At 60.4% G+C, this 21758-nt stretch carries 19 protein-coding genes; 10 read left to right on the forward strand and 9 right to left on the reverse strand.

Annotated features, from left to right (window positions below):
* Window positions 1–2: 2 nt before the first annotated feature.
* The 4 genes from HER32_RS09550 to HER32_RS09565 form a co-directional block, all read right to left on the reverse strand.
* Entirely contained in the window at window positions 3–584 is a 582-nt protein-coding gene (locus HER32_RS09550; RefSeq protein WP_168681711.1) for a hypothetical protein, read from the reverse strand.
* 91 nt (window positions 585–675) lie between these two features.
* The gene (locus HER32_RS09555) at window positions 676–1710 is read right to left on the reverse strand and encodes an amidohydrolase family protein (protein WP_168681712.1); all 1035 of its coding nucleotides are present in this window, start codon (window positions 1708–1710) and stop codon (window positions 676–678) included.
* 129 nt (window positions 1711–1839) lie between these two features.
* Complete coding sequence (locus HER32_RS09560; protein WP_168681713.1) at window positions 1840–2229, reverse strand: GxxExxY protein; 390 nt, start codon at window positions 2227–2229, stop codon at window positions 1840–1842.
* A 74-nt stretch (window positions 2230–2303) separates the two neighbouring features.
* Window positions 2304–2861: a 3-hydroxyanthranilate 3,4-dioxygenase gene (locus tag HER32_RS09565; RefSeq protein WP_168681714.1), complete on the reverse strand. Its 558-nt coding sequence runs from the start codon at window positions 2859–2861 to the stop codon at window positions 2304–2306.
* A 155-nt stretch (window positions 2862–3016) separates the two neighbouring features.
* On the opposite strand from HER32_RS09565, the gene HER32_RS09570 reads away from it, so the two are divergent.
* From HER32_RS09570 to HER32_RS09595, 6 genes are all read left to right on the forward strand, one after another.
* Window positions 3017–3808 carry an SDR family oxidoreductase gene (locus HER32_RS09570; RefSeq protein ID WP_168681715.1) on the forward strand — a complete coding sequence of 264 codons (792 nt, stop codon included), beginning with the start codon at window positions 3017–3019 and terminating at the stop codon, window positions 3806–3808.
* Window positions 3809–3961: 153 nt separating this feature from the next.
* Window positions 3962–4687, forward strand: a complete 726-nt coding sequence (locus HER32_RS09575; RefSeq protein ID WP_232066465.1) for a glycosyltransferase family 2 protein — start codon at window positions 3962–3964, stop codon at window positions 4685–4687.
* Window positions 4688–4715: 28 nt separating this feature from the next.
* Window positions 4716–7058: a hypothetical protein gene (locus HER32_RS09580; RefSeq protein ID WP_168681717.1), complete on the forward strand. Its 2343-nt coding sequence runs from the start codon at window positions 4716–4718 to the stop codon at window positions 7056–7058.
* A 37-nt stretch (window positions 7059–7095) separates the two neighbouring features.
* Window positions 7096–7845: a class I SAM-dependent methyltransferase gene (locus HER32_RS09585; RefSeq protein ID WP_168681718.1), complete on the forward strand. Its 750-nt coding sequence runs from the start codon at window positions 7096–7098 to the stop codon at window positions 7843–7845.
* Window positions 7846–7871: 26 nt separating this feature from the next.
* Window positions 7872–8819 (forward strand): glycosyltransferase family 2 protein, encoded by a 948-nt coding sequence (locus tag HER32_RS09590; protein ID WP_149071205.1) that lies wholly within the window; start codon window positions 7872–7874, stop codon window positions 8817–8819.
* Window positions 8820–8852: 33 nt separating this feature from the next.
* The gene (locus HER32_RS09595; RefSeq protein ID WP_168681719.1) at window positions 8853–10295 is read left to right on the forward strand and encodes an aldehyde dehydrogenase; all 1443 of its coding nucleotides are present in this window, start codon (window positions 8853–8855) and stop codon (window positions 10293–10295) included.
* A 231-nt stretch (window positions 10296–10526) separates the two neighbouring features.
* Here the strand turns inward: HER32_RS09595 and HER32_RS09600 are convergent, their stop codons facing one another.
* On the reverse strand, window positions 10527–12818 hold the full coding sequence (locus tag HER32_RS09600) for a S9 family peptidase (RefSeq protein ID WP_168681720.1): 2292 nt from the start codon (window positions 12816–12818) through the stop codon (window positions 10527–10529).
* Between the two features lie 143 nt (window positions 12819–12961).
* Between HER32_RS09600 and HER32_RS09605 the strand changes: the two genes are divergently transcribed.
* Complete coding sequence (locus tag HER32_RS09605) at window positions 12962–13897, forward strand: hypothetical protein (protein WP_168681721.1); 936 nt, start codon at window positions 12962–12964, stop codon at window positions 13895–13897.
* 82 nt (window positions 13898–13979) lie between these two features.
* Here the strand turns inward: HER32_RS09605 and HER32_RS09610 are convergent, their stop codons facing one another.
* Both HER32_RS09610 and HER32_RS09615 read right to left on the reverse strand, forming a co-directional pair.
* Window positions 13980–15503 (reverse strand): OmpP1/FadL family transporter, encoded by a 1524-nt coding sequence (locus HER32_RS09610; protein ID WP_168681722.1) that lies wholly within the window; start codon window positions 15501–15503, stop codon window positions 13980–13982.
* Window positions 15504–15554: 51 nt separating this feature from the next.
* Window positions 15555–16799, reverse strand: a complete 1245-nt coding sequence (locus tag HER32_RS09615; protein WP_149071200.1) for a hypothetical protein — start codon at window positions 16797–16799, stop codon at window positions 15555–15557.
* 196 nt (window positions 16800–16995) lie between these two features.
* Here HER32_RS09615 and proS point away from each other — a divergent pair, with 196 nt between their 5' ends.
* A complete protein-coding gene (proS, locus tag HER32_RS09620; RefSeq protein WP_149071199.1) occupies window positions 16996–18471 on the forward strand; it encodes a proline--tRNA ligase in 1476 nt (491 codons plus the stop codon).
* A gap of 104 nt (window positions 18472–18575) precedes the next feature.
* On the opposite strand, the gene HER32_RS09625 is transcribed toward proS, so the two are convergent.
* Together HER32_RS09625 and HER32_RS09630 are read right to left on the reverse strand one after the other, a co-directional pair.
* Window positions 18576–19160 carry a DinB family protein gene (locus HER32_RS09625; protein WP_168681723.1) on the reverse strand — a complete coding sequence of 195 codons (585 nt, stop codon included), beginning with the start codon at window positions 19158–19160 and terminating at the stop codon, window positions 18576–18578.
* A gap of 90 nt (window positions 19161–19250) precedes the next feature.
* A complete protein-coding gene (locus HER32_RS09630) occupies window positions 19251–19847 on the reverse strand; it encodes a Crp/Fnr family transcriptional regulator (protein ID WP_149071197.1) in 597 nt (198 codons plus the stop codon).
* Between the two features lie 113 nt (window positions 19848–19960).
* On the opposite strand from HER32_RS09630, the gene HER32_RS09635 reads away from it, so the two are divergent.
* Together HER32_RS09635 and floA are read left to right on the forward strand one after the other, a co-directional pair.
* The gene (locus tag HER32_RS09635; protein ID WP_149071196.1) at window positions 19961–20425 is read left to right on the forward strand and encodes an NfeD family protein; all 465 of its coding nucleotides are present in this window, start codon (window positions 19961–19963) and stop codon (window positions 20423–20425) included.
* A gap of 210 nt (window positions 20426–20635) precedes the next feature.
* Complete coding sequence (floA, locus tag HER32_RS09640) at window positions 20636–21637, forward strand: flotillin-like protein FloA (protein ID WP_187632098.1); 1002 nt, start codon at window positions 20636–20638, stop codon at window positions 21635–21637.
* Window positions 21638–21758 lie beyond the last annotated feature (121 nt).

Genomic DNA, 21758 nt, shown 5'->3' on the forward strand with positions numbered 1-21758 from the left:
GGCTACTGCCACCCTTCCACTTTCAGGTCGTCGAACAGGATGATTTCCCCATTGGGGTCGGCATGCCACACGTACACTTTCAACTCATCGGAGGCGTTCAGGTCTTCGGGCAGGCGAATGTATTTCTCCACCGATTCCCAGGTCTGGTAGCGCTTCACTTTCTCAGAAAGCTCCAGGCCTTCCCACACATCGGGGCGGCGGCCGTGGCACAACACCTGCACTACCAGCACGGTAGACCGTATGCGCCCGTTGGGCAGGTACACCCAACCGCTCAGGCGCAGCCGGCGCGGCACGGTGGCGCATTTCCCGAGCGTAGTCACGTAGTTCCCGCCATACTCAGCCCCCTGCGGCAGCCGAAAGGAATAATGGCCGGAATGTGCCTGCTCCTTCGTCAGGAAAGGCGGAATGGGGGCACCCCAGGCCTCAAACTGCTCAAAGTCAGCGTCGAGCAGCACGCAGCGCTCCTGCTCCCGAACCTGGCAGGCACTCAACAATATGAGCAGGCTACCCAGGGAGGTTAGTTGACGCAACAGGCGCAATAGGCGCTGGTTGAAAGCAGGGGCGTCGTTCACGTAAGGATTCAATATAGCAGGTAAGGGTATCGGCGTGGTACTACGCGGGTGCAAGCTACTTCCCCCTTTCCTTCCTTCCTAGCCTACGCCACCACCTCCTGCATTACCGACACAGATGGCCGTGAGCGTGCGAGGCAAAGTGCGTGCTTGGCAAACCCAGCCAGTCCAGGGCGTTCTGGCCCAGCATCCGGGCCTTTACCTCGTCGGAGAAAGGCATGGCGTTAATCAGCTGCCCGGGCACCTGTTCGCCCAGGGGAAAGGGGTAATCGGTGCCCAGCGTAATTTTATCGGCGCCCAGGGTTTTCACCAGGTAGTCCAGCATCAGCGGGTCGTGCACCAAGGAATCTACCCAGAACCGGCCCAGGTACTCACGCGGGTTCACTGGGTTGTCGACGGCGCAGAGGTCGGGGCGCACCTGCCAGCCGTGCTCGATGCGACCAATGGTGCTGGCAAAGGTGCCGCCGCCGTGGGCCACCGCTACGCGCAGGCGCGGCAGCCGCTCCAGCACTCCGCCAAACACTAACGAGCAGAGGGCCAGGGTACTTTCGGCGGGCATTCCCACCAGCCAGGGCAACCAGTACTTGGGCATTTTCTGCTGGCCCATCATGTCCCAGGGGTGGATGAATACGCAAGCGCCCAGCTCCTCGGCCGCCGCAAACACCTCGAATAGCTGGGGCGCATCCAGGTTCCAGTCGTTGATGTGGGAGCCGATCTGCACGCCGGCCAGGCCCAGCTCCTTCACACAGCGCTCCAACTCCCGAACCGCCAGATCAGGGGCCTGCATAGGTAAAGTGCCCAACCCCACAAAGCGCGTGGGGTAGCGCCGCACCACGTCGGCAATGTGGTCGTTGAGCAGGCAGCTCAGGTCCAGGGTATCGAGCGGCTTAGCCCAGTAGCTGAACATAACAGGCACGGTGCTGAGCACCTGTACCTGCACGCCCAACTGGTCGTACTCGCGCATCCGCACCTGAGGGTCCCAGCAGTTGTCCTGAATTTCGCGGAAGAACTTGTCGTCCTGCATCATGCGGGCGCAGCAGGGCTTGTGATGCTCGAGCCGCACGAAGCCGCCATAGCCGTACCGCTCCCGCAAGTTGGGCCAGGTTTCGGGCAGAATGTGGGTATGAATATCGATGACCACAGATGTTGACGGATGGGGAGACGGATGAAACAGACCGCGGATCAAACGGATGAAAGGATGGATGAAACGGACCGCGGATCAAACGGATATGAGACGGATCAAACGGATGGGGTCGGCGGCAGCTGGAAGCTAGGGGATTGGCTTATTTTTGAGCAGGCGCTTGTATTCCAGGCGGATAGCTCCAAAGTTCAGGAGCAGCCCTACCTGAATCCGGAAGGCTTCAAGGTAGCCTAATAGCTGTGCTTGGTGGGCACTGGTAAGAGCCGCAACAGCTTTCAGCTCAACCAACACCCGACTATCTACCAGAAAATCGGCGCGGCGTGCCCCTACTTTCTCGCCCTGATAATAGACAGACAATTCCACCTCCCGCTCACTAGCAATGCCCTGTTTCTGCAGTTCAATCTGTAATGCCCGCTGATAGATAACCTCCGGAAAACCACTACTCATTGTCCGCTGCACGCGCATAGCACACCCGATAATCTGATGCGTAAGCGCATCATAATCCGCCAGATTGATCATGCTAGTGACAAGGTTGTTGCTCCAACTCTAAAGCGCCTCTTGCTTATCCGTCTCCATCCGTCCTTTCATCCGTTTCATCCACGGTCCGTTCCATCCGTCCTTTCATCCGTCACAATCTGTGGTCTTTCCATGACGGTACAACAGTTCTGGCAGGTGCGCTTTTGCTCATCCTGCCAGAAGCGGTTCATAATAGGCGGCAGCTGGGCCACGATGTCCGTGATTTCGGCGTACTCCTCGTAGAGCTTGTGTCCGCAGTTTTCGCAGTACCACTGGAAGCCATCCAGCTCACCCGCGGAGCGGTACCGCTCCAGCACGAGGCCTACCGTGCCGGCCGGGCGGCGCGGGGAGTGGGGCACGCCGGGCGGCAGCAGAAACATGCTCCCCGCTTTTATCTCGATATCAACCGGCTTGCCGTCTTCGATGATCTTCACCACTATGTCACCTTCCAGCTGCAGGAACAACTCTTCGCCTTCGTCTACGTGGTAGTCCTTGCGGGCATTGGGGCCGCCCACCACCATCACAATAAAGTCTTTGTTGTCTTTAAATACCTGCTGATTGCCCACCGGGGGCTTCAATAAGTGACGGTGCTCTTCAATCCACTGCTGAAAGTTGAACGGGCGGGCGACGGGCATAGCGGCAACGGTAGAGGGTACAACGAGGGGCGGCTACCGGCAGCTACCCCGGCCTGCGGTACGTCCGCTGGCCGGTCTAAGTACGGAATTGCCCCGGCAATTTTCTGCCTACGGCCTTAAGTTTCTACCTTTCGGTTCGCTTAGCTCTTGTTTCCGTGAATCTTTCTCTCACTTCGCAGTATGCCCTGGTGGGCGGTAGTACCCAAGGCATTGGGCAGGCCGTGGCCGAAGAGCTGGCCCGTCTGGGGGCCACCGTAGTGCTGCTGGCCCGCAACGAAGCCCGGCTGCAGGAGGTAGCGGCGGCGCTGCCCACGCCCGTCGGCCAGACCCACACCTACCTCGTAGCCGACTACACCCAGCCCGTGCAAGTGCAGCAGCGCGTGGCCGCTTACCTGGCCGCCAACCCCGCTGGCATTGATATTCTGGTGAACAACACCGGCGGCCCGGCGGGCGGACCGCTGCTCGAAGCCTCGGTAGATGCGCTGCGGGCGGCATTTGAGCAACACGTGGTGTGCAACCAGCTGTTGGCGCAGGCCGTGGTACCCGGGATGCAGCAGCGCGGGCGGGGCCGCATCATCAATATTATCAGCACCTCCGTGAAGCAGCCTTTGCCGGGGCTGGGCGTGAGCAACACCATTCGGGGGGCCGTGGGCAACTGGGCTAAAACGCTGGCCAATGAGCTGGGCCCGGCCGGCATTACGGTAAACAACGTGCTGCCCGGCGCTACGCTTACCCAGCGGCATACCTCCCTCATCGAGAAAAAGACTGCCCAAACTGGCCAAACCACCGAGCAGGTGGAAGCTGGCATGCTGCGACTGATACCGGCCGGGCGGTTCGGGCTGGCTGCTGAAGTAGGCGCTGCCGTGGCGTTTCTGGCTTCCCCGGCGGCTGCCTACATCAATGGCATCAACGTGCCGGTAGACGGCGGGCGCACCAGTAGTCTGTAACTGCCTTTCCGGTAGGCACACCGGTTAGAAAAGTGCTGGGATCAGCAGGTGCAAATGGGACTTTGCCGGATGCCCGACTGCCGGATCATACAACCGTTCCGCCTCCCAGCGGCTCTAGCCTTACAGCCATTTACTCATTTACTCGCTCATTCATTGGTTAAGTTCGATACCCTTTCTATAGTCGTCCCGGTGTACAACGAGGCGCGCACCATTCACCAGATTCTGGACCGGCTGCGCGTGCTGGAGTTGATTCAGGGCATTCGGAAGGAAATTATTCTCGTCAACGACTGCTCGACGGATGCCTCGGCGGAAGCTCTGGCCACTTACGCGGCCCAGTATCCCGAACTCGACCTGCGTATCCTGCACCACGCTGTAAACCAAGGTAAGGGCGCGGCCCTGCACACCGGCATTCGGGAAGCTACCGGCGACTATGTCATCATCCAGGACGCCGACCTGGAATACGACCCCGAGGAATACAACATCATGTTCAAGCCTATTTTGAAAGGTTTTGCCGACGTGGTGTTCGGGTCGCGCTTCATGGGCGGCAACCCCCACCGCATTCTGTTTTTCTGGCACAGCATCGGCAACAAGGTGCTTACCTTCTTGTCCAACATGTTCACCGACCTGAACCTGACGGATATGGAAACGTGCTACAAACTGTTCCGGCGCGACATTATTCAGGGCCTGGCCCTGGAGGAAAAGCGCTTTGGCTTTGAGCCGGAGGTGACGGCCAAAGTAGCCCGGATTCCTGGCATCCGCATCTATGAAGTGGGCATCAGCTACTACGGCCGCACCTACGCCGAGGGTAAAAAAATAGGCTGGCGCGACGGGTTCCGGGCCATCTACTGCATTCTGCGCTACGGACTGCTGGGCAAATAATCTGCATCGTATTTTAAGCATTACCCGCGTGAAGTCCCCCCTGTTTTCGACGGATAAAGGCGTCCGCGTCCTGCTGTTGGCAGCCAGTGCCCTGGTGCTAGCTTTGAGCTTCGGCCGCGTGGTCTGGCACCCGAACGAGTATTTCTTCGGCAATGCCGGCGACGCTATCCGGGCCTATTACATCATCCTGTATTATGTCAAGTACAACGTAGGGCTGCGCTTTACGGGCATGAACTACCCCTATGGGGAGCATATCAACTTCCCTGATATGCAGCCTCTGCTGGCGTACCCGCTCAGCTGGCTCCAGCATCATGGCGTGCCCGTGGAAGGCCACGTTATCGGCATTCTGAACTGCTTTACCCTGCTGCTGCTCTGGCTCACGCCCCTGATGCTGTTTGCCATTGCGCGCCGCCTGCGACTGCCCCGCCTCTACGCGGCGGCGGTAGCGCTTTGCATTGCCTTTATGGCCCCCCAATTGGAGCGCCTGGACTCGCACGGCTCCATGGGCTACACGGTGCTGGTGCCCATGCTGTGGTACCTGCTGCTGCGGATGCAGGCAGCCCCGCGCCGCTGGCTGTGGCCGGTGCTGTATGGGGTGGTAAGCCTGCTGGGCGGTTTGCTGCACACCTACTTCCTGCTGGTGGGCGCGCTGTTTCTGCTGGCCTACGCCCTGGTGTGGGCCCTGCAGGAACGGCAGCGGCAGCCCGTGTGGCCCACCGTTATGCGTTGGGCGGTTACGGCCCTGCTCCCGCTGCTGCTGTTTCGCGGGTGGCTCTGGCTGACGGACCCCCTCACCGACCGGCCCGCAAACCCCTATGGCTTTTTCGTGTACACGGCCAGCCCTTTTACGGTCTTCCTGCCTACAGTAAGTCCCCTACGTGAAGCTATTCGCGCTGTTCTGCACACCCCAGAGCCTACCTGGGAAGGCTTTGCCTACGTGGGGCTGGTGGCTACCATCGTGGCGCTGCTGCTGCTGCTGCGCACGGGGCGTCTGCTTGGGAAAGGGAGGTGGCGGCAGGTGCTACGGCCTATAGCGCCCGTGGCCTTTCGTACCAGCCTGTGGGCAGCTATTCTGCTGCTACTGCTGTCCATGGCGCTGCCTTTTCGCCTGCCCGGGGGCGAGTGGCTGTTGGAGCGCCTGGGGCCGCTCAAGCAGTTCCGCTCCCTGGGCCGATTTGCCTGGGTATTCTATTACGTTTTCTCCCTTTACACCGCGTATTTCGGCTACCAGCTGTACCGCTATTTGGCCCAGCATAGGGCCGCGGGTGTGGGGCGCACCCTCCTCGGGGTGATGCTCCTGTTCTGGGGCTTGGAAGCGGGCATCCAGATTTCCACGAAAGGCCAGCAGATCCAGCAGATGCGCGGGGTGTCAGACTTTGTATCGGAAACGGGCAGCTACCGGGATAAGCTGCTAAGCGTAGGTCGAAAAGCTGAGGAGTTTCAGGCTATTCTGCCCCTACCCTACTTCAACATCGGCACCGACAAGCTCTCCTTCGCCAACAGCGCCAACGCGCAGTATGAAAGCGAAAAGGCTTCCCTAAATACCCAGTTGCCCCTGCTGGCCAGCCATATGGCCCGGGCTTCGGTAGGCCACACGCTACGGCTGGTGCAGCTGGTCAGCACCAACTTCGTGGATAAGCCACTGGTCCGGGCCCTGCCCTCTCGCAAGCCGGTACTGCTTGTCACCAGCCACGACGCCCTGCAATACAACGAGCAGCAGCTTGTAAACCGGGCCCGCAAGCTCTACGAAGATGCTTACGCCGTGCTCTACGAGTTGCCGCTCGACTCCTTGGCCGCGACGGTGCACGCGCGGCAGCTGCGCTTATTTGCCCAGCGGCGGCCCACGCTGCTACCCGGTCCAACGGGCACCCTGCGCACCACCCGCAAACCCGTTATCCGCGCTTCCTTTGCTGACCGTACAGCTACAAGGGCATTCCTCTCCCCTGGCGCCTTTACCTCGCCCGATGGGTTTGCCCAGCTGTACCGGGGCCCGCTTACGAGGTCGGCGGCGGATACGGGGCGCTACGAAGTATCCGTGTGGATAAATGCCCGGACGGGGTACGGTCTGGGTAACCTGCAGGTGAAGCAGTACAATGCTAAGGGTGAGCAGATTGACCACCAAGTGACGGACACCAGCCACAGCACCGAAATTGTGGGCGACTGGGTGCGCGCTACCGTGCATCTGCAGGTGCGCGACCCGCAGGCCGAGGTTGAGGTGCTCTACGAAAACCGCGACCTAGTCGCCGACGACCTGCTCATCCGCCCGCTCGACACCGACGTGTATTTCTACCGGGCTACCGCTCCCACCCGGCAGGTGGTGCTCAACAACTACCCCTTGGGCCCGGAGGCAGCTTCTGGCAGTCGGCCTTAGGCGGGCACCGCCCCATTCTTGTATCTTTAGGCCGCTTATGGATATTACTTACGAAGCCCGGTATCATCAGCTGGAAGAGCAGCACTGGTGGTTTGCGGGCCGGCGACACATCGTATTTGAGCAGATTCAGCAGCTGCAGCTTCCGCCCACGGCCGACATCCTGGAAATCGGGTGCTCGGGCGGCCCCTTGCTGCTCGCGCTGAAGGCCGCCGGCTACCAGCACCTCACGGGCATCGACGTAAGCGACAAAGCCATTGCGGTAGCCCAAGCCCGCGGCTTTGAGCAGGTGATGGTGATGGACGGGGCCCGCCTGGATTTCGCCGATAACTCCTTCGATCTGGTGGTGGCCTCCGATGTGCTGGAGCACATTGAAGACGAGGAAGCCGCACTGCGCGAATGGTGCCGCGTGCTACGGCCTGGCGGCCGCATTATTGTGTTTGTGCCGGCTTACCAGTTTCTGTGGAGCCGCCACGACGAAGTAAACCACCATTTCCGCCGCTACACCTTGGCGGGCCTGCGCCAGGTGATGCAGCGCACCGGCTGGCAGATAGAGCGGGCCTCCTACTGGAACTTTCTCCTGTTCTTTCCTACCGCCGTACTGCGCCGCCTGCAGCGCACCCTGCACGCCGCCGGCCTGGCCAGCGCAGGAGCCGGCGACCTGCGGCAGCTGTCAGTCCCGGCTAACAAAGCTTTGTTTAGCCTGCTGAAAGCTGAGAACCGCTGGCTGCGGAAGCTTAGCTTTCCGCTGGGTGTCAGCACGTTTGCCGTAGCCCGCAAACCCGCCTAATCTTCTCCGACTCTACCTTTCGCGCCGTGGATCTGTCCGTCATTATTCCCATCTACAACGAGGAAGTCAACATTCCTACCCTCTACGCGCGCCTGCGCTCGGTGCTGGACGCCATGCACCTGCGCTGCGAGTATATCTTTATCAACGACGGCTCGCGGGACCGGTCGCTGGAGCTCATTCAGGACCTGGCGGCCCGCGAAACCGACGTGCGATACATCAACTTCAGCCGCAACTTTGGGCACCAGATTGCCGTCACGGCGGGCCTCGACTTGTCGACGGGCGAGGCCGTGGTTATCATTGATGCTGACTTGCAGGACCCGCCGGAGCTCATTCCGCAGCTCTACCACAAGCTGCAGCAGGGCTTTGAGGTGGTGTACGCCAAGCGCCGGTCCCGGCAAGGAGAAAGCGCCGCCAAGAAGTTTACCGCCAAGCTGTTCTACCGTATTCTGGCCAGCATCACGCACATTTCCATTCCCGTCGATACCGGCGACTTCCGCATCGTGTCGCGCAAGGTGGTAGATGCCCTCAAGCAGATGCCGGAGCAGAACAAGTTTATCCGCGGTCAGATTTCGTGGATTGGCTACCGGCAAACCTACGTGGAGTACGACCGCGCCGAACGGGCCGGGGGCGAAACCGGCTATACCTACCGCAAGATGATTCGGCTGGCGCTGGATGGCATCACGGGCTTTTCCGACGTGCCCCTGAAAGTAGCTACCGTCAGCGGCTTTGTGGTCTCGGGGCTGGCGTTTCTGGTCATGCTCTATACGCTGTATGCCCGGTTCGTTGCGGGCGACTACCAACCCGGCTGGGCTTCGCTGATGGTGAGCATCCTGTTTCTGGGCGGCGTGCAGCTGATTGCCATTGGCATTATTGGGGAATACCTGGCCCGCCTGAGTGCCAACGTGCGCCGCCGGCCGCTCTACATCATCTCCGACACGAACATTCCCGTGCCGGAACTAACGCGGGTACCGTAACTTCCGGCTCTTTCAGCCGCCATTTCGCACCGTATGCTACAGCTCCAGAACTACATCCAGGGTCAGCTGGTGCCGCCGACGGCTGGCCGTTACCTGCCCAACATAGAGCCGGCCACCGGGCAGGTATTCAGCCAGATTCCTGAATCGGATGCTCAGGATGTGGCCCTGGCCGTGCAGGCTGCGGAGGCCGCCTTGCCCGCGTGGCGGCAGCTACCTGCCGAAGAGCGGGGGCAGCTGCTGGTGCGCATTTCGGAGCTTATTACCCGCGACCTAGAGCCATTGGCCCAGGCCGAAAGCCAGGACAACGGCAAGCCCGTAAGCCTGGCCCGCACCGTGGACATTCCGCGCGCGGCCAGCAACTTCGCCTTTTTCGGCACGGCGGCCCAACATTTCGCCTCCGAAACGCATTTTCAGGAAGGCGTGGCCCTCAACTACACGGTGCGGCACCCGCTAGGCGTAGTGGGTTGCATTTCGCCCTGGAACCTGCCGCTGTATCTGTTTACCTGGAAGATTGCGCCGGCCCTGGCGGCGGGCTGCTGCGTGGTGGCTAAGCCATCGGAAATTACTCCGTACACGGCTTTTCTGCTCAGCAAACTGTGTATCGAGGCCGGGCTGCCGGCGGGGGTACTCAACATCGTGCACGGAACGGGGCCCGCAGCCGGGCAGGCCATCATCGAGCACCCGACCATCAAAGCCATCAGCTTTACGGGCGGCACCAAAACCGGGGAGCATATTGCCCGCACGGCCGCGCCCCTGTTCAAGAAGCTTTCCCTGGAGCTGGGTGGCAAAAACCCCAATATCATCTTCGCCGACTGCGACCTGGCCGAGGCCGTGCGCACCAGCTTGCGTAGCTCCTTTGCCAACCAGGGCCAGATTTGCCTGTGCGGGTCGCGCATTTTTGTGGAGCGGCCCATCTATGAGCAATTTAAGCAAGAGTTTCTGGCGGGCGTAGCCAGCCTCACCGTCGGCGACCCGCAGGAGGAAGCCAGCCGCCAGGGTGCTTTGGTAAGCGAAGCGCACCTACAGAAAGTCCTGAGCTATATCGAGCTGGCCCACCAGGAAGGCGGTAGGCTGCTGGCCGGTGGGCAGCGCGTGCAGGTGCCGGGCCGCTGCGCCGGGGGCTACTTCCTGCAGCCCACCGTATTTGAGGGTCTGGCGCCCGACTGCCGCGTCAACCTGGAGGAAATCTTTGGGCCCGTGGTTACGCTCACTCCATTCGACAGCGAGGAAGAAGTACTGACCTGGGCCAACGGCACCGAGTACGGCCTGGCCGCCACCATCTGGACGCGCGACCTGAACCGGGCCCACCGTGTGGCCCACGCCCTGCACAGCGGCATTGTGTGGATAAACACATGGCTGCACCGCGACCTGCGTACGCCCTTCGGCGGCATGAAAAACTCCGGTGTGGGCCGCGAGGGCGGTCTGGAAGCTCTGCGTTTCTTCACCGAGCCGCAGAGCATAACGGTAAAGCTATAAGACCACGCGGTTTACGAGCCGTTGGACTAGTCCTTGCGCAGACTTCGCCGACGAAAACAGGCGTCGGTGAGGCCTACGTGGTTTTAAGAGAGTAGCCAAACCGACCCCGAATCAGGCAGCCCAGCAGAACTGGGTATGCCGTAGGCGGGAGCCCGGGGCCAAAACAAAACGCCCGGCGGTAGCCAAAAGCAGCTACCACCGGGCGTTGGCCGGCCAGTCAGGCCGGGGCCCTTACAGGTTCTGCAGCACGAAGTTGGTCATCTGGCGGTAGAGGTGCAGGCGCGTGTTGCCGCCCCCAATGCCGTGGTTGCGGTTGGGGTAATACAGCGTCTGGAAGTCCTTGTTGGCTTTCACCAGGGCATCCACAAAGGCAGTGGAGTTTTGAAAGTGCACGTTATCGTCGCCGGTGCCGTGCACCAGCAGCAGCTTGCCGCGCAGCTTGTCGGCGTGCTGCACGGGGGAGTTGTCGTCGTAGCCCTGGGGGTTTTCCTGCGGCGTTTTCAGGAACCGCTCGGTGTACACCGTGTCGTAGTAGCGCCAGTTGGTGACGGGGGCCACCGAAATGCCCATCTTAAACACGTCAGCGTTTTTGGTGAGGGCCAGGGCCGTCATGTACCCCCCAAAGCTCCAGCCCCAGATGCCAATGCGGCTCTTGTCAACGTAGGGCAGCTGCCCCAGAAAGCGGGCCGCGGCGGCCTGGTCCTCGGTTTCGAGCTTGCCCAGGTTGGCGTAGGTGCTTTTCTTAAAAGCCGCGCCCCGGGCCCCAGTGCCCCGGTTATCCACCGACACAATGATGTAGCCCTGCTGAGCCAGCAGCTGGTGCCAGAGGTAGTTGGTGAAGGCTATGCCCCCGCCCGCGTCGTCCTTCACCGTCTGGGAGCCGGGGCCACCGTACACGTACATCAGCACCGGGTACTTCTTGCTCGGGTCGAAGTTGGCGGGCTTGAGGATGGAAGCCACCAGCAGCTGGTCGCCACCTACAGCGCCGTTCAGGCCTATTTTCATGAACTCCAGCTTGCTGAGGGTATACTCGCTGAGCTTCTGGCGGAGCTTGGCGTTGTCTTCCAGTACCTTCACCAGCTTACCATCCTGACCCGTGCGCAAGCTCACCACCTGCGGGTCGCCGGCCTCGGAATGGTAGTTGAGATAGTAGCGGCAGTCGGGGCTCATGTTCACTACGTCGGTGCCCCGCGTAGCGTCGCTCAGCCGGGTTTTCTCTTTGCCTTTTAGGTTTATACGATATAGATGGCGCTCCAAAGGCCGGTTTTGGACCAGTCCCATATGGACATCTGAGTAGGTGCCGTGAAGCAGCAAGGCATTTTCGGTACTGGTGTAGTACACGAAACCCTGCTTCTCGTCAACCCCCTCAATGCTGGTAATTTCCCAGCCACCTTTGGTGAGCTGGCGCACCAGTTTGCCGTTCATATCGTAGAGATAAAGATGGCGGTAGCCGTCCTTTTCGCTCGTGAACAGGAACTGCTTGCCCCCTGCCAGGTAGCGCAAATCGTCGGTCAGCTCCACGTAGGCCTTGTCGGTATCGGTGAGGACGACGCGGGTTTTGCCGGTGGCCGCGTCGGCGTGCAGTATTTCCAGCTTGTTTTGGAGGCGGTTGAGGCGGCGGATGCTGAGCAGGTTGGGCGTCTGCGTCCAGCTTACCCGCGGCAGGTACTGGTCGGTTTCGGTGCCCACGTCCAGCTTTGTGGTGCGGGCCGCCGCTACGTCGTACACGGCCGCCGTCACCACCGAATTTTTTTCGCCGGCCTTTGGGTACTTATAGCGGTAGTCGGCGGGGTAGAGCGGGCCCCACTTCTGCATGTTGTACTCCGGCACCTGGCTTTCGTCAAAGCGCAGGTAGGCCAGCTGGCGGGAGTCGGGCGACCAGCTAAAGGCCTGCGACATGTCAAATTCTTCCTCGTAGACCCAGTCGGCCCCGCCGTTGAGGATGCGGTTTTCGGCCCCGTCGGTCGTCACAGCCGTTTCCTGCATGGTCGCCAGGTCGGTTACAAACAGGTTGTTGGCCCGCACAAAGGCCACGCGCTTACCATCGGGCGAAAACGTGGCGTACAGCTGCTTGCCCGGCGCCTGGCTCAACGGGGTCAGCTTTTTGGTGGCGCGGTCGTACACGAAGAAGTACGACTGGCTGCTACGCCGGTAAATTGGCTCGGTATCGGTGCTGAACAGAATTTTCTGCTCGTCGGCGTTGAAGCTGTAGCCATCCACCGGCAAAGGCTGGCTTTGGCCGGGTAGCTTCAGGTCCTGGGCCGCCACCAAAGTTTGCACGGGCTGGCCGGTGGTCACGTCGTTCTGCACCAGGTTGCCCTGGCTGAGCGAGGAGTAGTAGCGGCCGTCCCGCATCCAGTTGAAGCCCGGCACTGATTTGGCCGCGAAGGTGCCTTTCTGCCAGATGTCTTCGAGGGTAATGGTTTGTTTTTGCTGGGCTACGGCCGCAGGGGCCAGAGCAGGCACCAGCGCTGGGCTAGCCGTGGTGAGGAGCACGGCTAAGCCGAGAAGGCGAAAATTCATGCGGTGGGAGGTAAAATGTCGGCGGGAGTAGGCGCGTTAAAGGTAGCGGGGCGCGTGCCAAAGTCGCACAGGACAACGGGGCGTTGCGCCGACGCGTAAGTTTTCACGGCAGTTTCTCTTCTTCCTGCCACCTTTGCAGCACTATGCTTAGTCGTTTTTGTTTTTATGGGCTCCTGCTGAGTGGGTTGCTGGCTTCCTGCGCACCCGAGCCGGAATCTGGTCCGCGCATTGAGTTTATCGGGGCCACGGGCCTTACTTCCAACGACCGGGTGTTGAATACCCCCGGCGACTCCCTGGTGACACGCCTGGTGGCCGATACCCGCGACGGGAAAAGTGCCTCGCTCAGCCGCTTCACCATCACCGTTGACTATACGCCCTTCGACGCTGATACGGCCCGCAGCAACACCCCAGAAATTCTCTACTTCGACCAATCCCTGAATGGTAGTGACGCTTTCTACTACCAGCACCGCTTCAGCGCCCGCACGCTTTCGGGGCGGGAGCGGTGGACGTTCAAGATAGTAGACACAGAAGGTAAAACTTCCAGCCGCGGGTACCTACTCACGGTAAATAATCCAGACTCCCTCCGCACCTACCACCCGTACCAGGTCCCCCTGTTTGCGGCCCGTAATGCCACCAGCCGCAGCTCCCTAGCTGCCCGCGACGGATTGGTGTTCCCAGCGTTTCCGCTTAAAGCCAACCCGGGCTTGCAGGCTTCTGTTGATTTAGTCTTGGTACCAGCCGCGGGCGGCGCCGTGACCCTGGCCTCACCCACGGATGCCAGCGTACTAGCCGCCGCCGACGCCGTGGGGGCCGGCAGCTGGGTTACACGCAACGCCACTGCCTTGAAAACGACTAGCCTCAGCCCCACCCAGTTCGACCAGCTTACCACCAGCGCCCGCATCACCGCTGTATTCGACACAGTTTCTGCTCCCGCGGTAACGGCTACGGAGGCGCTTAGCAAAGATCAGGTGCTGGCTTTCCGCACGACTAACAACCGCACTGGGCTGCTGCACGTGAAAACCCTGTTCGGCACCACCGCCACACCGGCGGCTATCGTGCGGGTGAAAGTCAATGAATAAAGCAGTACACCGACACGAACAGGGCCCACCGGAAATCCGGTGGGCCCTGTTCGTGTCGGTGTACTGTACTAAAACGCTTAGATCAGAATAGGAAACCGGCCGTAATCGACGTGGTAAAGCGGCTGCTTTCCAGGTTCACGATGGGCGTGCGGTCGGTATCAAGATTGCCGGCGGCATCGGAGAAGCTGTAGGGGCTGTAGTACTGGCGGGTGGTGTTGTATACGCCGGCGGCATCCAGGAAAAAGTTCTTCTGGCGCAGGCCTACCCCACCCGTAATGTAATCCTGGGTACGAGACCCGTTGTCTACCTTGTATGGGTCACCATACCGGGCGAAGCCAGCCCGCAGCCGGAAAATGTCCACCCGCGCTTCCCCGCCAATGCGCAGGTTCACGGCCTGCTGGTAGCCGGTCCGCACGGCATCGTTGGCGTAGCTGAAGTCTGTCCCCGCCGTGGTTCCTTCGTTTTCACTGGTGTTGCTCAGCCGGGCCTGCCCGTAGTTCACGTACTCTACGTCACCGGTCAGGAAGCCAAACTTCCCGATAATCACGGCCAGCCCACCCGAAGCCCGAAAGGGCGACACCAGCGCGTAGTCGTATTCGCCTTCATTGCCAGCACTGGCCTCGCTGTACGTCTTCCCGTCCACGGTAATGGGCCGGTCAAACGTCGTGTTCATGGTGGAGCTGTAGCTCTCCGACAGCTGCATGTACGTAGGCGTCTGAATGGAGGCGCCCAGGCGCACGGCATCGGTGGGCTGGTATATAGCTCCTACCCGCAGGTTTACCCCCGTGCCTCGCACCTTCAAGGTTTCGCGGTATTCCAGCGTGCTAAAGGAAGTGCCTTCAGTGCTCGGGTCAGCTGGCGAGGGGTCGGTAGCCCCCAGCGTTTTGGTGGAGTTGAAACGCGTACTCAGAATACCTATCGAGCCACCCAGATATAGCTTGTCCCGGTAGCTGGCCCCGTAGCCAAAGTCAAACTGAGTTTGCGAACCAGTGTTTAGTACCGTCTCCGTCTGCGTGAGCGGACCGGTTTTGTCGTAATCAGCCGGCACGTAGATGCCCGCCGCGTCCTTCTCCGTCAGGAAAGCCTCATAGGCCAGATCGTCAAAATCGGTCTGCTGATCTATGCCAGGGTTCCGGTTTAGATAGGAAAGCAGATCCTGACTTTCCGCGGGCGTATGCCGGTAATGGAACCGGGAATTCAGGTCGTTTACCCGCGTAATGCTAAACGCCGCAGCGCCTCCGCGCCACGCATTCTGGTCAGTATCCGGTTTACGGTTGGCAAATACCAGCCCCAGGTTGGCAATGTGCAGACTATTGCGACTATCGGTTGCCGTAACCCCTTCAATCCGACTATCCGTGTTGCCGATGCCTAACCCCGGCGTGAACGTAAATTCGGAGCTACGGAAAAGACCCAGGCCAGCCGGGTTGGTGGCAACACTGCCGGCATCGGCCCCCAGAGCTACGCTGGCACCGCCTATACCGAGCGTGCGAGCAGTGCCGACCGGCTGGGTGCGGGAGTAACGGAGGGCATCAACTTCATTTTGGGCAAAGCTGTGGCTGGCAAGGCCCAAAAGAGCCATGCCCAGCCAATATTTTCGTTGTTTCATAGTGAGGGAGGAAGAGAGGGGAACGGTTTGGGAGTGGGGGCGCACACAGGGTTAGTTGCGGCCCCGGCCCCGGCCGCCACCAGAGTTGCTGGGAGCAGGTGCTGACGAGCGGGAAGGCGTGCTGCTGGGCTCGTAGGAGCGTGAGGGCCGCTCGTAGGAACGGGCTGGTTGCTCGGTACTAGCCGGTGCTGCTTCCCGGGTACGCGGGCGCCGTGGCTGGTCATCGCCGCTAGCTTCACCCAGGTCAAGCATCCGGCGACGGGGCCGGGCCTCGGGTTGCTGACTGGGAACATTTTCTGCGGGGCGTGCGCCAGTTGCGTCGGTCGTAGAGGCGGGCACTGCTTCGGTGGCGCGCTCGGTGCGGGTGGTAGCCGGCGTGCCTTCGTTGAAGCGGGTAGTGGCCTCGGTGCTTCGGCCGCGGGGATTGGCAGCATCCGGACGGCCCCGTCCGGAGGAAGGCTGCGCGGGTGCTGTGCTACCGCCCACCAGGCCGCCGTTGCCGGGAGGCGTAGTGGGCTGGGAGCCCCGCCCACCCGACGTACTCGTGCGGGTGCCATCCAGCCGGTCGCGCCCGATACCGGAGCCCGCCGTCACATTGGAGCTACGGTCGCGGCGCGGGCCGTAATTTATGCGGCGGCCCGAGCCACCATTGGCCCACCCGCCATTGCCCCAGTTGCCGCCACCGTAGTAGGGGTTGTCGTAGTAGCCATTGTAGTAGCCGTTGTAATACCCGGTGCGGTAGCCCCAGCCGTAGCCACCCCAGCCACCCCACGGGCGGTAGCCCCAACCCGTACCAATGTTGATGCTCACGTAAGGCCCACCATATCCAAAGCCGTACGGGTCGTAGCCGTAACGGTAGGCCCAGGGAGAGTAAGCATAGGGGTTATAGCCCCAGGGGTCCCAGGAGTTGGTGTAGGCGTAAGAGTAATAGCTGGGTGCGAAGCTCCAGTAGCTGGGCTGATGAAAACGCCGGATACGCGCCGCGTAGTCATAATCGTACGCGTCATAGTAGGCATCATCCGTGTACACTGTCGTACCGCTGGATGAATACGTACCGCCCTGGTCGTACTGCGTTTCCGGGGAAGAGGCCGGCGCGGTGGTAGACGACTGTTGATCCGCCACATCCGGCTGCCGGTTCTGCACCACAGCGGTGTAAGCCGGGTTTTCCGTCGTTCGGTCCTTGGAGGAATAGTATACGCCGTCGGTTTCCGTGGAAGTGACGGCCGGAATGCTTGCACAGCCGCCCAACGCCAGTAGCGCTACCGCTGATAAGCAGGAAGTAAGATACGTTTTCATAGTCTGCCTACGCAAAAAGTGAGTGGGTCAAAGAGTAGATGCCCGCCGAATGGTAACCGTTGCATGCCCAGGCTAGCCAACCGCACATTGCTCCGGTTTAATAACGTAATTTCGCCCCGAAACGGTGCCCTTTTTGGTAGTCAAATCTTGTACCAGATTCGGGAACTTTTCCTCCTTATTCAAATATACGCCCAACATGAGCAAAAGCCTACCGAAGCGGAGCGAAGATTACTCGCTGTGGTACAATGAATTGGTAAAGCGCGCCGGCCTGGCTGAAAACTCGGCTGTGCGCGGCTGCATGGTGATAAAACCCTATGGCTATGCTATTTGGGAGAAAATGCAGCGTACGCTCGACGACATGTTCAAGCGCACCGGTCACCAGAATGCCTACTTCCCGCTGTTCGTGCCCAAGAGCCTGTTTGAGGCCGAGGAGAAAAACGCCGAAGGCTTTGCCAAGGAATGCGCCGTAGTCACGCACTACCGCCTCCAAACCGACCCCGACAAGCCCGGCAAGCTGCGCGTGGACCCCAACGCCAAGCTAGAAGAAGAACTGGTAGTGCGGCCTACCTCGGAAGCCATTATCTGGAGCACCTACAAAGGCTGGATCCAGAGCTACCGCGACTTGCCTTTGCTCATCAACCAGTGGGCCAACGTTGTGCGCTGGGAAATGCGCACCCGCCTGTTTCTGCGCACGGCCGAGTTCCTGTGGCAGGAAGGCCACACGGCGCACGCCACCGCCGAAGAAGCCCTGGCCGAAACCCGCCAGATGCTGGACGTGTACGCTGAATTCGCCGAAGAGCACCTGGCCCTGCCTGTAGTGAAAGGCGTGAAAACGGAAAATGAGCGGTTTGCAGGTGCCGTGGAAACCTACTGCATCGAAGGCATGATGCAGGATGGCAAGGCCCTGCAGGCCGGCACCTCCCACTTCCTAGGGCAGAACTTCGCCAAGGCATTTGACGTGCAGTTTCAAACCAAGGAAGGCAGCCTGGAACACGTATGGGGCACGAGCTGGGGCGTGAGCACCCGCCTGATGGGCGCGTTGGTCATGGCCCACTCCGACGACGAAGGCTTGGTGCTGCCGCCTAAGCTGGCACCCATTCAGGTAGTCATCGTGCCCATCTACAAAACCGGCCAGCTCGACGAGCTGCTGGAGCGAATCCGTCCTATTCAGCTGGGCCTCATTGCCCGGGGAATTTCCGTCAAGATTGATGACCGCGACACGGAGCGCCCCGGCTACAAGTTTGCCGAATGGGAGCTGAAAGGCGTGCCCGTACGCCTGGCCGTGGGCATGCGCGACCTGGATGCCGGTACCGTGGAAGTAGCCCGCCGCGACACCAAGGAGAAAATGAACCTGCCCCTGACCGATATCGTGGCCAGCATCGACCAGCTGCTGCAGGATATCCAGGCCAACATCTACCGTAAAGCCCTGGAGTTCCGCAACACGCACACCACCCGCGTGGAGAGCTACGAGGAGTTTAAGCAGGTGCTCGATGGCAAAGGCGGCTTCGTGGTAGCCCACTACGATGGCACCTCTGAAACCGAGGAGCGCATCAAGGAAGAAACCAAGGCCACCATCCGCTGCCTGGCCTTGAATGAGCCCGATGAAGACGGCGTCTGCATCCTGACGGGCAAGCCCAGCGTACGGCGCGCCTACTTCGCCCGAGCATACTAACCAACGAATTCACGCGAATTTCGCGGATTTTGTGGTCAGCTTTCAGGAAAAAAACGGCGCTGCTTTCCAAGGAAAGCAGCGCCGTTTGCGTTATCAAGCTAGCTTCAAATCACCAAGCGTGGGGCCGTTTCGCGCTGGGCAACGTACTGCTGCAAGGCGCGTTGGGCCTGCTGCACGTGGCGTTCCTGGTGCGCTACCACGAAGAGTAAGGCTTCCCCGACCCGTAACTTCAGCAACCGAAAGAATTCTACCGGTACGCCTTTGCGGTTCAGATCGGCGTTTTCCGCCTGACGCAGAAGCTCCAGCAACGTTTTCTGGTGCTGCCGAAACTCCGTTAGAACTGCCTTCGGGTTTAGCGCGCTCTGGCTCGGGTTCATGTGCTTCAGGGTTTTCTGCAGCTTGCGGTTCTCGGGCCGCACCATTTCGTACGACTTGCGCCCAAGCCAGCTGAAGCCTACCTCTGCGTGAGTGGCTGAGCTAGGTTTCACGGCCAGAGCTTTGCGCAACGCGGGGTTGTAGAAGCGGCTGTAGCGGTTCAGGTGTTCCAGGCACTCCAGCACGCTCCAGCTGGCTGGGGTAGCCTTAAACTGCAGCGCAGCCGCTGCCCGGGGCTCAAATTCGGTAGATACTAACCGCAGTAAGTCACTAACCTGGGCGCAAAGCTGCTGTAGAAGCTCGGAAGAAGTCATGGTTTAGAAGAGCTGGAATTGGGGAGAAATAACAGCTCAAAAGTCCGCTTCCTGAAAGTGAGAAATCTTGATTTCACGCAAGATTTCTCCTTAGCGCAGGCGGCTCAGCGTCTCGGGCGTCATGCGTAGGTAGGAGGCAATGTACTTACGCGGCACCAGCTGAAACAAGTGCGGGCTCCGGGCCCGTAGCCGATCCAGGCGGCGCTGGGGCTCGGGTAGCAGCAGGTCTATTTCCCGCTCGATGCGGCCCACCACCGCCCGCTCCATCTCTGTGCGCCAGAAGCGCCCGATGTTGGGGTGTCGCTCCACCAAATCCAGCAAGTCGGCGCGGGTAATGGCCAGCAGTTGACTGGCTTTCAGGGTTTGGATACTGTAGGAGGAAGGTCGCCCTTCCACAAACGAGGGAAAAGAGCAGATCAGGGTGCTGGCGTAGCCAAAGCCCACGCAGATTTCCTCCTGCTGCGTGGGCAGAAAGATGCGCAGTACGCCTTCGTCGATGAAATACAGGTAATGGTCGGTTTGCCCGGCCTGAATCAGAAAGTCGCCGCGGCGCAGCTGCACCGGGCGCTGCCAGCAGCTAACCAACGCATCAACATCGGCAGCCAGCAAGCCTGGTACGCGGCCTAACAGCTCACGAAGGCGCTGCGCCGAAGCGCCGGCAGAAGGACGAAGGGTAGAGGCTGTCATAAATCAGGCAATAGCGCGGCGGAAGGGTTGCTGCGGTAAAATACGACCGGCAGCGCATTAGCCGGTGCTTTCTGCGTATCTTCCCCTTCCCTACCGCATTTCCCTTCTCTATCATGGACTGGCTCACGATTGCCCTGCTGTTGTTATTCGGTCTGCTGTTCGTAGCGGCGGAAGTCATTTTTATTCCCGGCACCACCATCGTAGGTATAGTGGGCCTCGGCCTGCTGATTGCGGGCATCTGGCTGGGCTACCGCGACCTAGGCACGCCCTGGGGGCATTATATGCTGGCAGGCTCGGCCGTGGTCATCGGCATTCTGGTGTACGTGGGCCTGCGGCCCAGCAACCTTTCCCGCGTGGCCCTCACCAGCGTCAACAGCGCTACCGTGCAGGACATCCGGCGGCCCGATGTGGCTCCCGGCACCGTAGGGCGTACCCTATCGGCGCTACGCCCGGCCGGTACGGCCCTGTTCCAGGAAGTGCGCCGCGAGGTTGTTACCCGGGGTGAGTTTGTGCCCGCCGGCGCCGAAATCCGCGTGCTGCGCATCGAACAAAACCGCATTCTGGTAGAAGCAGCGTAGGCACGCCTGTCTTTATTGCCGTGCGGTTCTGTCCTGTTTCTTTGCTCTATAAAGTAGCAGAGCCGAACGGCAAGAATAGCCTTCCCCCGTTTTCGCGGCTGAGTATACACGCCCAGGCTTTCGCCCAGGGCACAGGTGCTTCATATCTCGTTTTTTAGTTGTTAGTTGCTGCCTCCAATCGGCTACTCCTCCACTTCCAACATCTACTCAATGGACCTTCCCTTTTTGCCCCTGATTGTGGGGGCCGTGGCCTTGCTGGTGCTGCTGTATTTCTTCCCCATCAGCCTCTGGATTACTGCCCTGTTCTCCGGGGTAAGGGTCAGCCTGTTTCAGCTGGCATTCATGCGGGTGCGCAAGGTGCCGCCGTCCCTGATTGTGAATTCGTTGATTACCTCTACCAAAGCCGGACTGGAGCTGACCGCCAACGACCTGGAAACCCACTACCTGGCCGGCGGCAACATACCCAGTGTTATCAAGGCGCTGATTTCGGCCGATAAAGCCAACATTCCCCTCACCTTCAAGCAGGCTACGGCCATTGACCTGGCTGGCCGCGACGTATTCGAGGCCGTAACCACCAGTGTAAACCCCAAGGTGATTAATACCCCCAACGTGGCCGCCGTGGCGCAGGACGGTATTCAGCTGATTGCCAAAGCCCGCATTACGGTACGCGCCAACATCACGCAGCTGGTGGGCGGGGCCGGCGAAGAAACCATTCTGGCCCGCGTGGGCGAGGGTATTGTCACCAGCATCGGCTCTTCCAAATCGCACAAAGAAGTACTCGAAAACCCCGATAAAATCTCGAAGCTGGTGCTCAGCAAAGGCCTCGATGCGGGCACGGCGTTCGAAATCCTCTCCATCGACATTGCCGACATCGACATCGGAGAAAACATCGGGGCCAAGCTGCAGATCGACCAGGCTACTGCCGACCTGAAAGTGGCCGAAGCCAAAGCCGAAGAGCGCCGTGCCATGGCCGTGGCCATCGAGCAGGAGAACCGCGCTAAAACCCAAGAAGCCAAAGCCCGCGTGGTAGAGGCCGAAGCCGAAATCCCCAAAGCCATAGCCGAAGCCTTCCGCAATGGCAACCTGGGCGTGATGGACTACTACAAGATGCGCAACGTACAGGCCGACACCGACATGCGCGACTCCATTGCCAACCCCGGCGGCCAGAGCGGCAGCACTCGGCCCGGCCGCGACGAGCAGCGGCTAAGCTAATGTGGTTGAAGGTGCTTCGCTTCGCTAATGTGGAGGATGTGCTGATGGTGGGAATGTGTCACTGCGAGGAGGCACGACGAAGCAATCCGTCCTGAGCAACGCGCGAAGCCCCGAAATGCGA

This window comes from Hymenobacter sp. BT18 (assembly GCF_012273015.1).
Lineage (GTDB): Bacteria > Bacteroidota > Bacteroidia > Cytophagales > Hymenobacteraceae > Hymenobacter > Hymenobacter lutimineralis.

Bases quoted from the DNA above. Each gene is read 5' to 3' on its own strand.
- HER32_RS09560 (WP_168681713.1), bottom strand. From the start codon at position 2,229: ATGATCAATCTGGCGGATTATGATGCGCTTACGCATCAGATTATCGGG.
- HER32_RS09565 (WP_168681714.1), bottom strand. From the start codon at position 2,861: ATGCCCGTCGCCCGCCCGTTCAACTTTCAGCAGTGGATTGAAGAGCAC.
- HER32_RS09585 (WP_168681718.1), top strand. From the start codon at position 7,096: ATGGATATTACTTACGAAGCCCGGTATCATCAGCTGGAAGAGCAGCAC.
- HER32_RS09595 (WP_168681719.1), top strand. From the start codon at position 8,853: ATGCTACAGCTCCAGAACTACATCCAGGGTCAGCTGGTGCCGCCGACG.
- HER32_RS09600 (WP_168681720.1), bottom strand. From the start codon at position 12,818: ATGAATTTTCGCCTTCTCGGCTTAGCCGTGCTCCTCACCACGGCTAGC.
- HER32_RS09605 (WP_168681721.1), top strand. From the start codon at position 12,962: ATGCTTAGTCGTTTTTGTTTTTATGGGCTCCTGCTGAGTGGGTTGCTG.
- HER32_RS09610 (WP_168681722.1), bottom strand. From the start codon at position 15,503: ATGAAACAACGAAAATATTGGCTGGGCATGGCTCTTTTGGGCCTTGCC.
- HER32_RS09615 (WP_149071200.1), bottom strand. From the start codon at position 16,799: ATGAAAACGTATCTTACTTCCTGCTTATCAGCGGTAGCGCTACTGGCG.
- proS (WP_149071199.1), top strand. From the start codon at position 16,996: ATGAGCAAAAGCCTACCGAAGCGGAGCGAAGATTACTCGCTGTGGTAC.
- HER32_RS09625 (WP_168681723.1), bottom strand. From the start codon at position 19,160: ATGACTTCTTCCGAGCTTCTACAGCAGCTTTGCGCCCAGGTTAGTGAC.
- HER32_RS09630 (WP_149071197.1), bottom strand. From the start codon at position 19,847: ATGACAGCCTCTACCCTTCGTCCTTCTGCCGGCGCTTCGGCGCAGCGC.
- HER32_RS09635 (WP_149071196.1), top strand. From the start codon at position 19,961: ATGGACTGGCTCACGATTGCCCTGCTGTTGTTATTCGGTCTGCTGTTC.
- floA (WP_187632098.1), top strand. From the start codon at position 20,636: ATGGACCTTCCCTTTTTGCCCCTGATTGTGGGGGCCGTGGCCTTGCTG.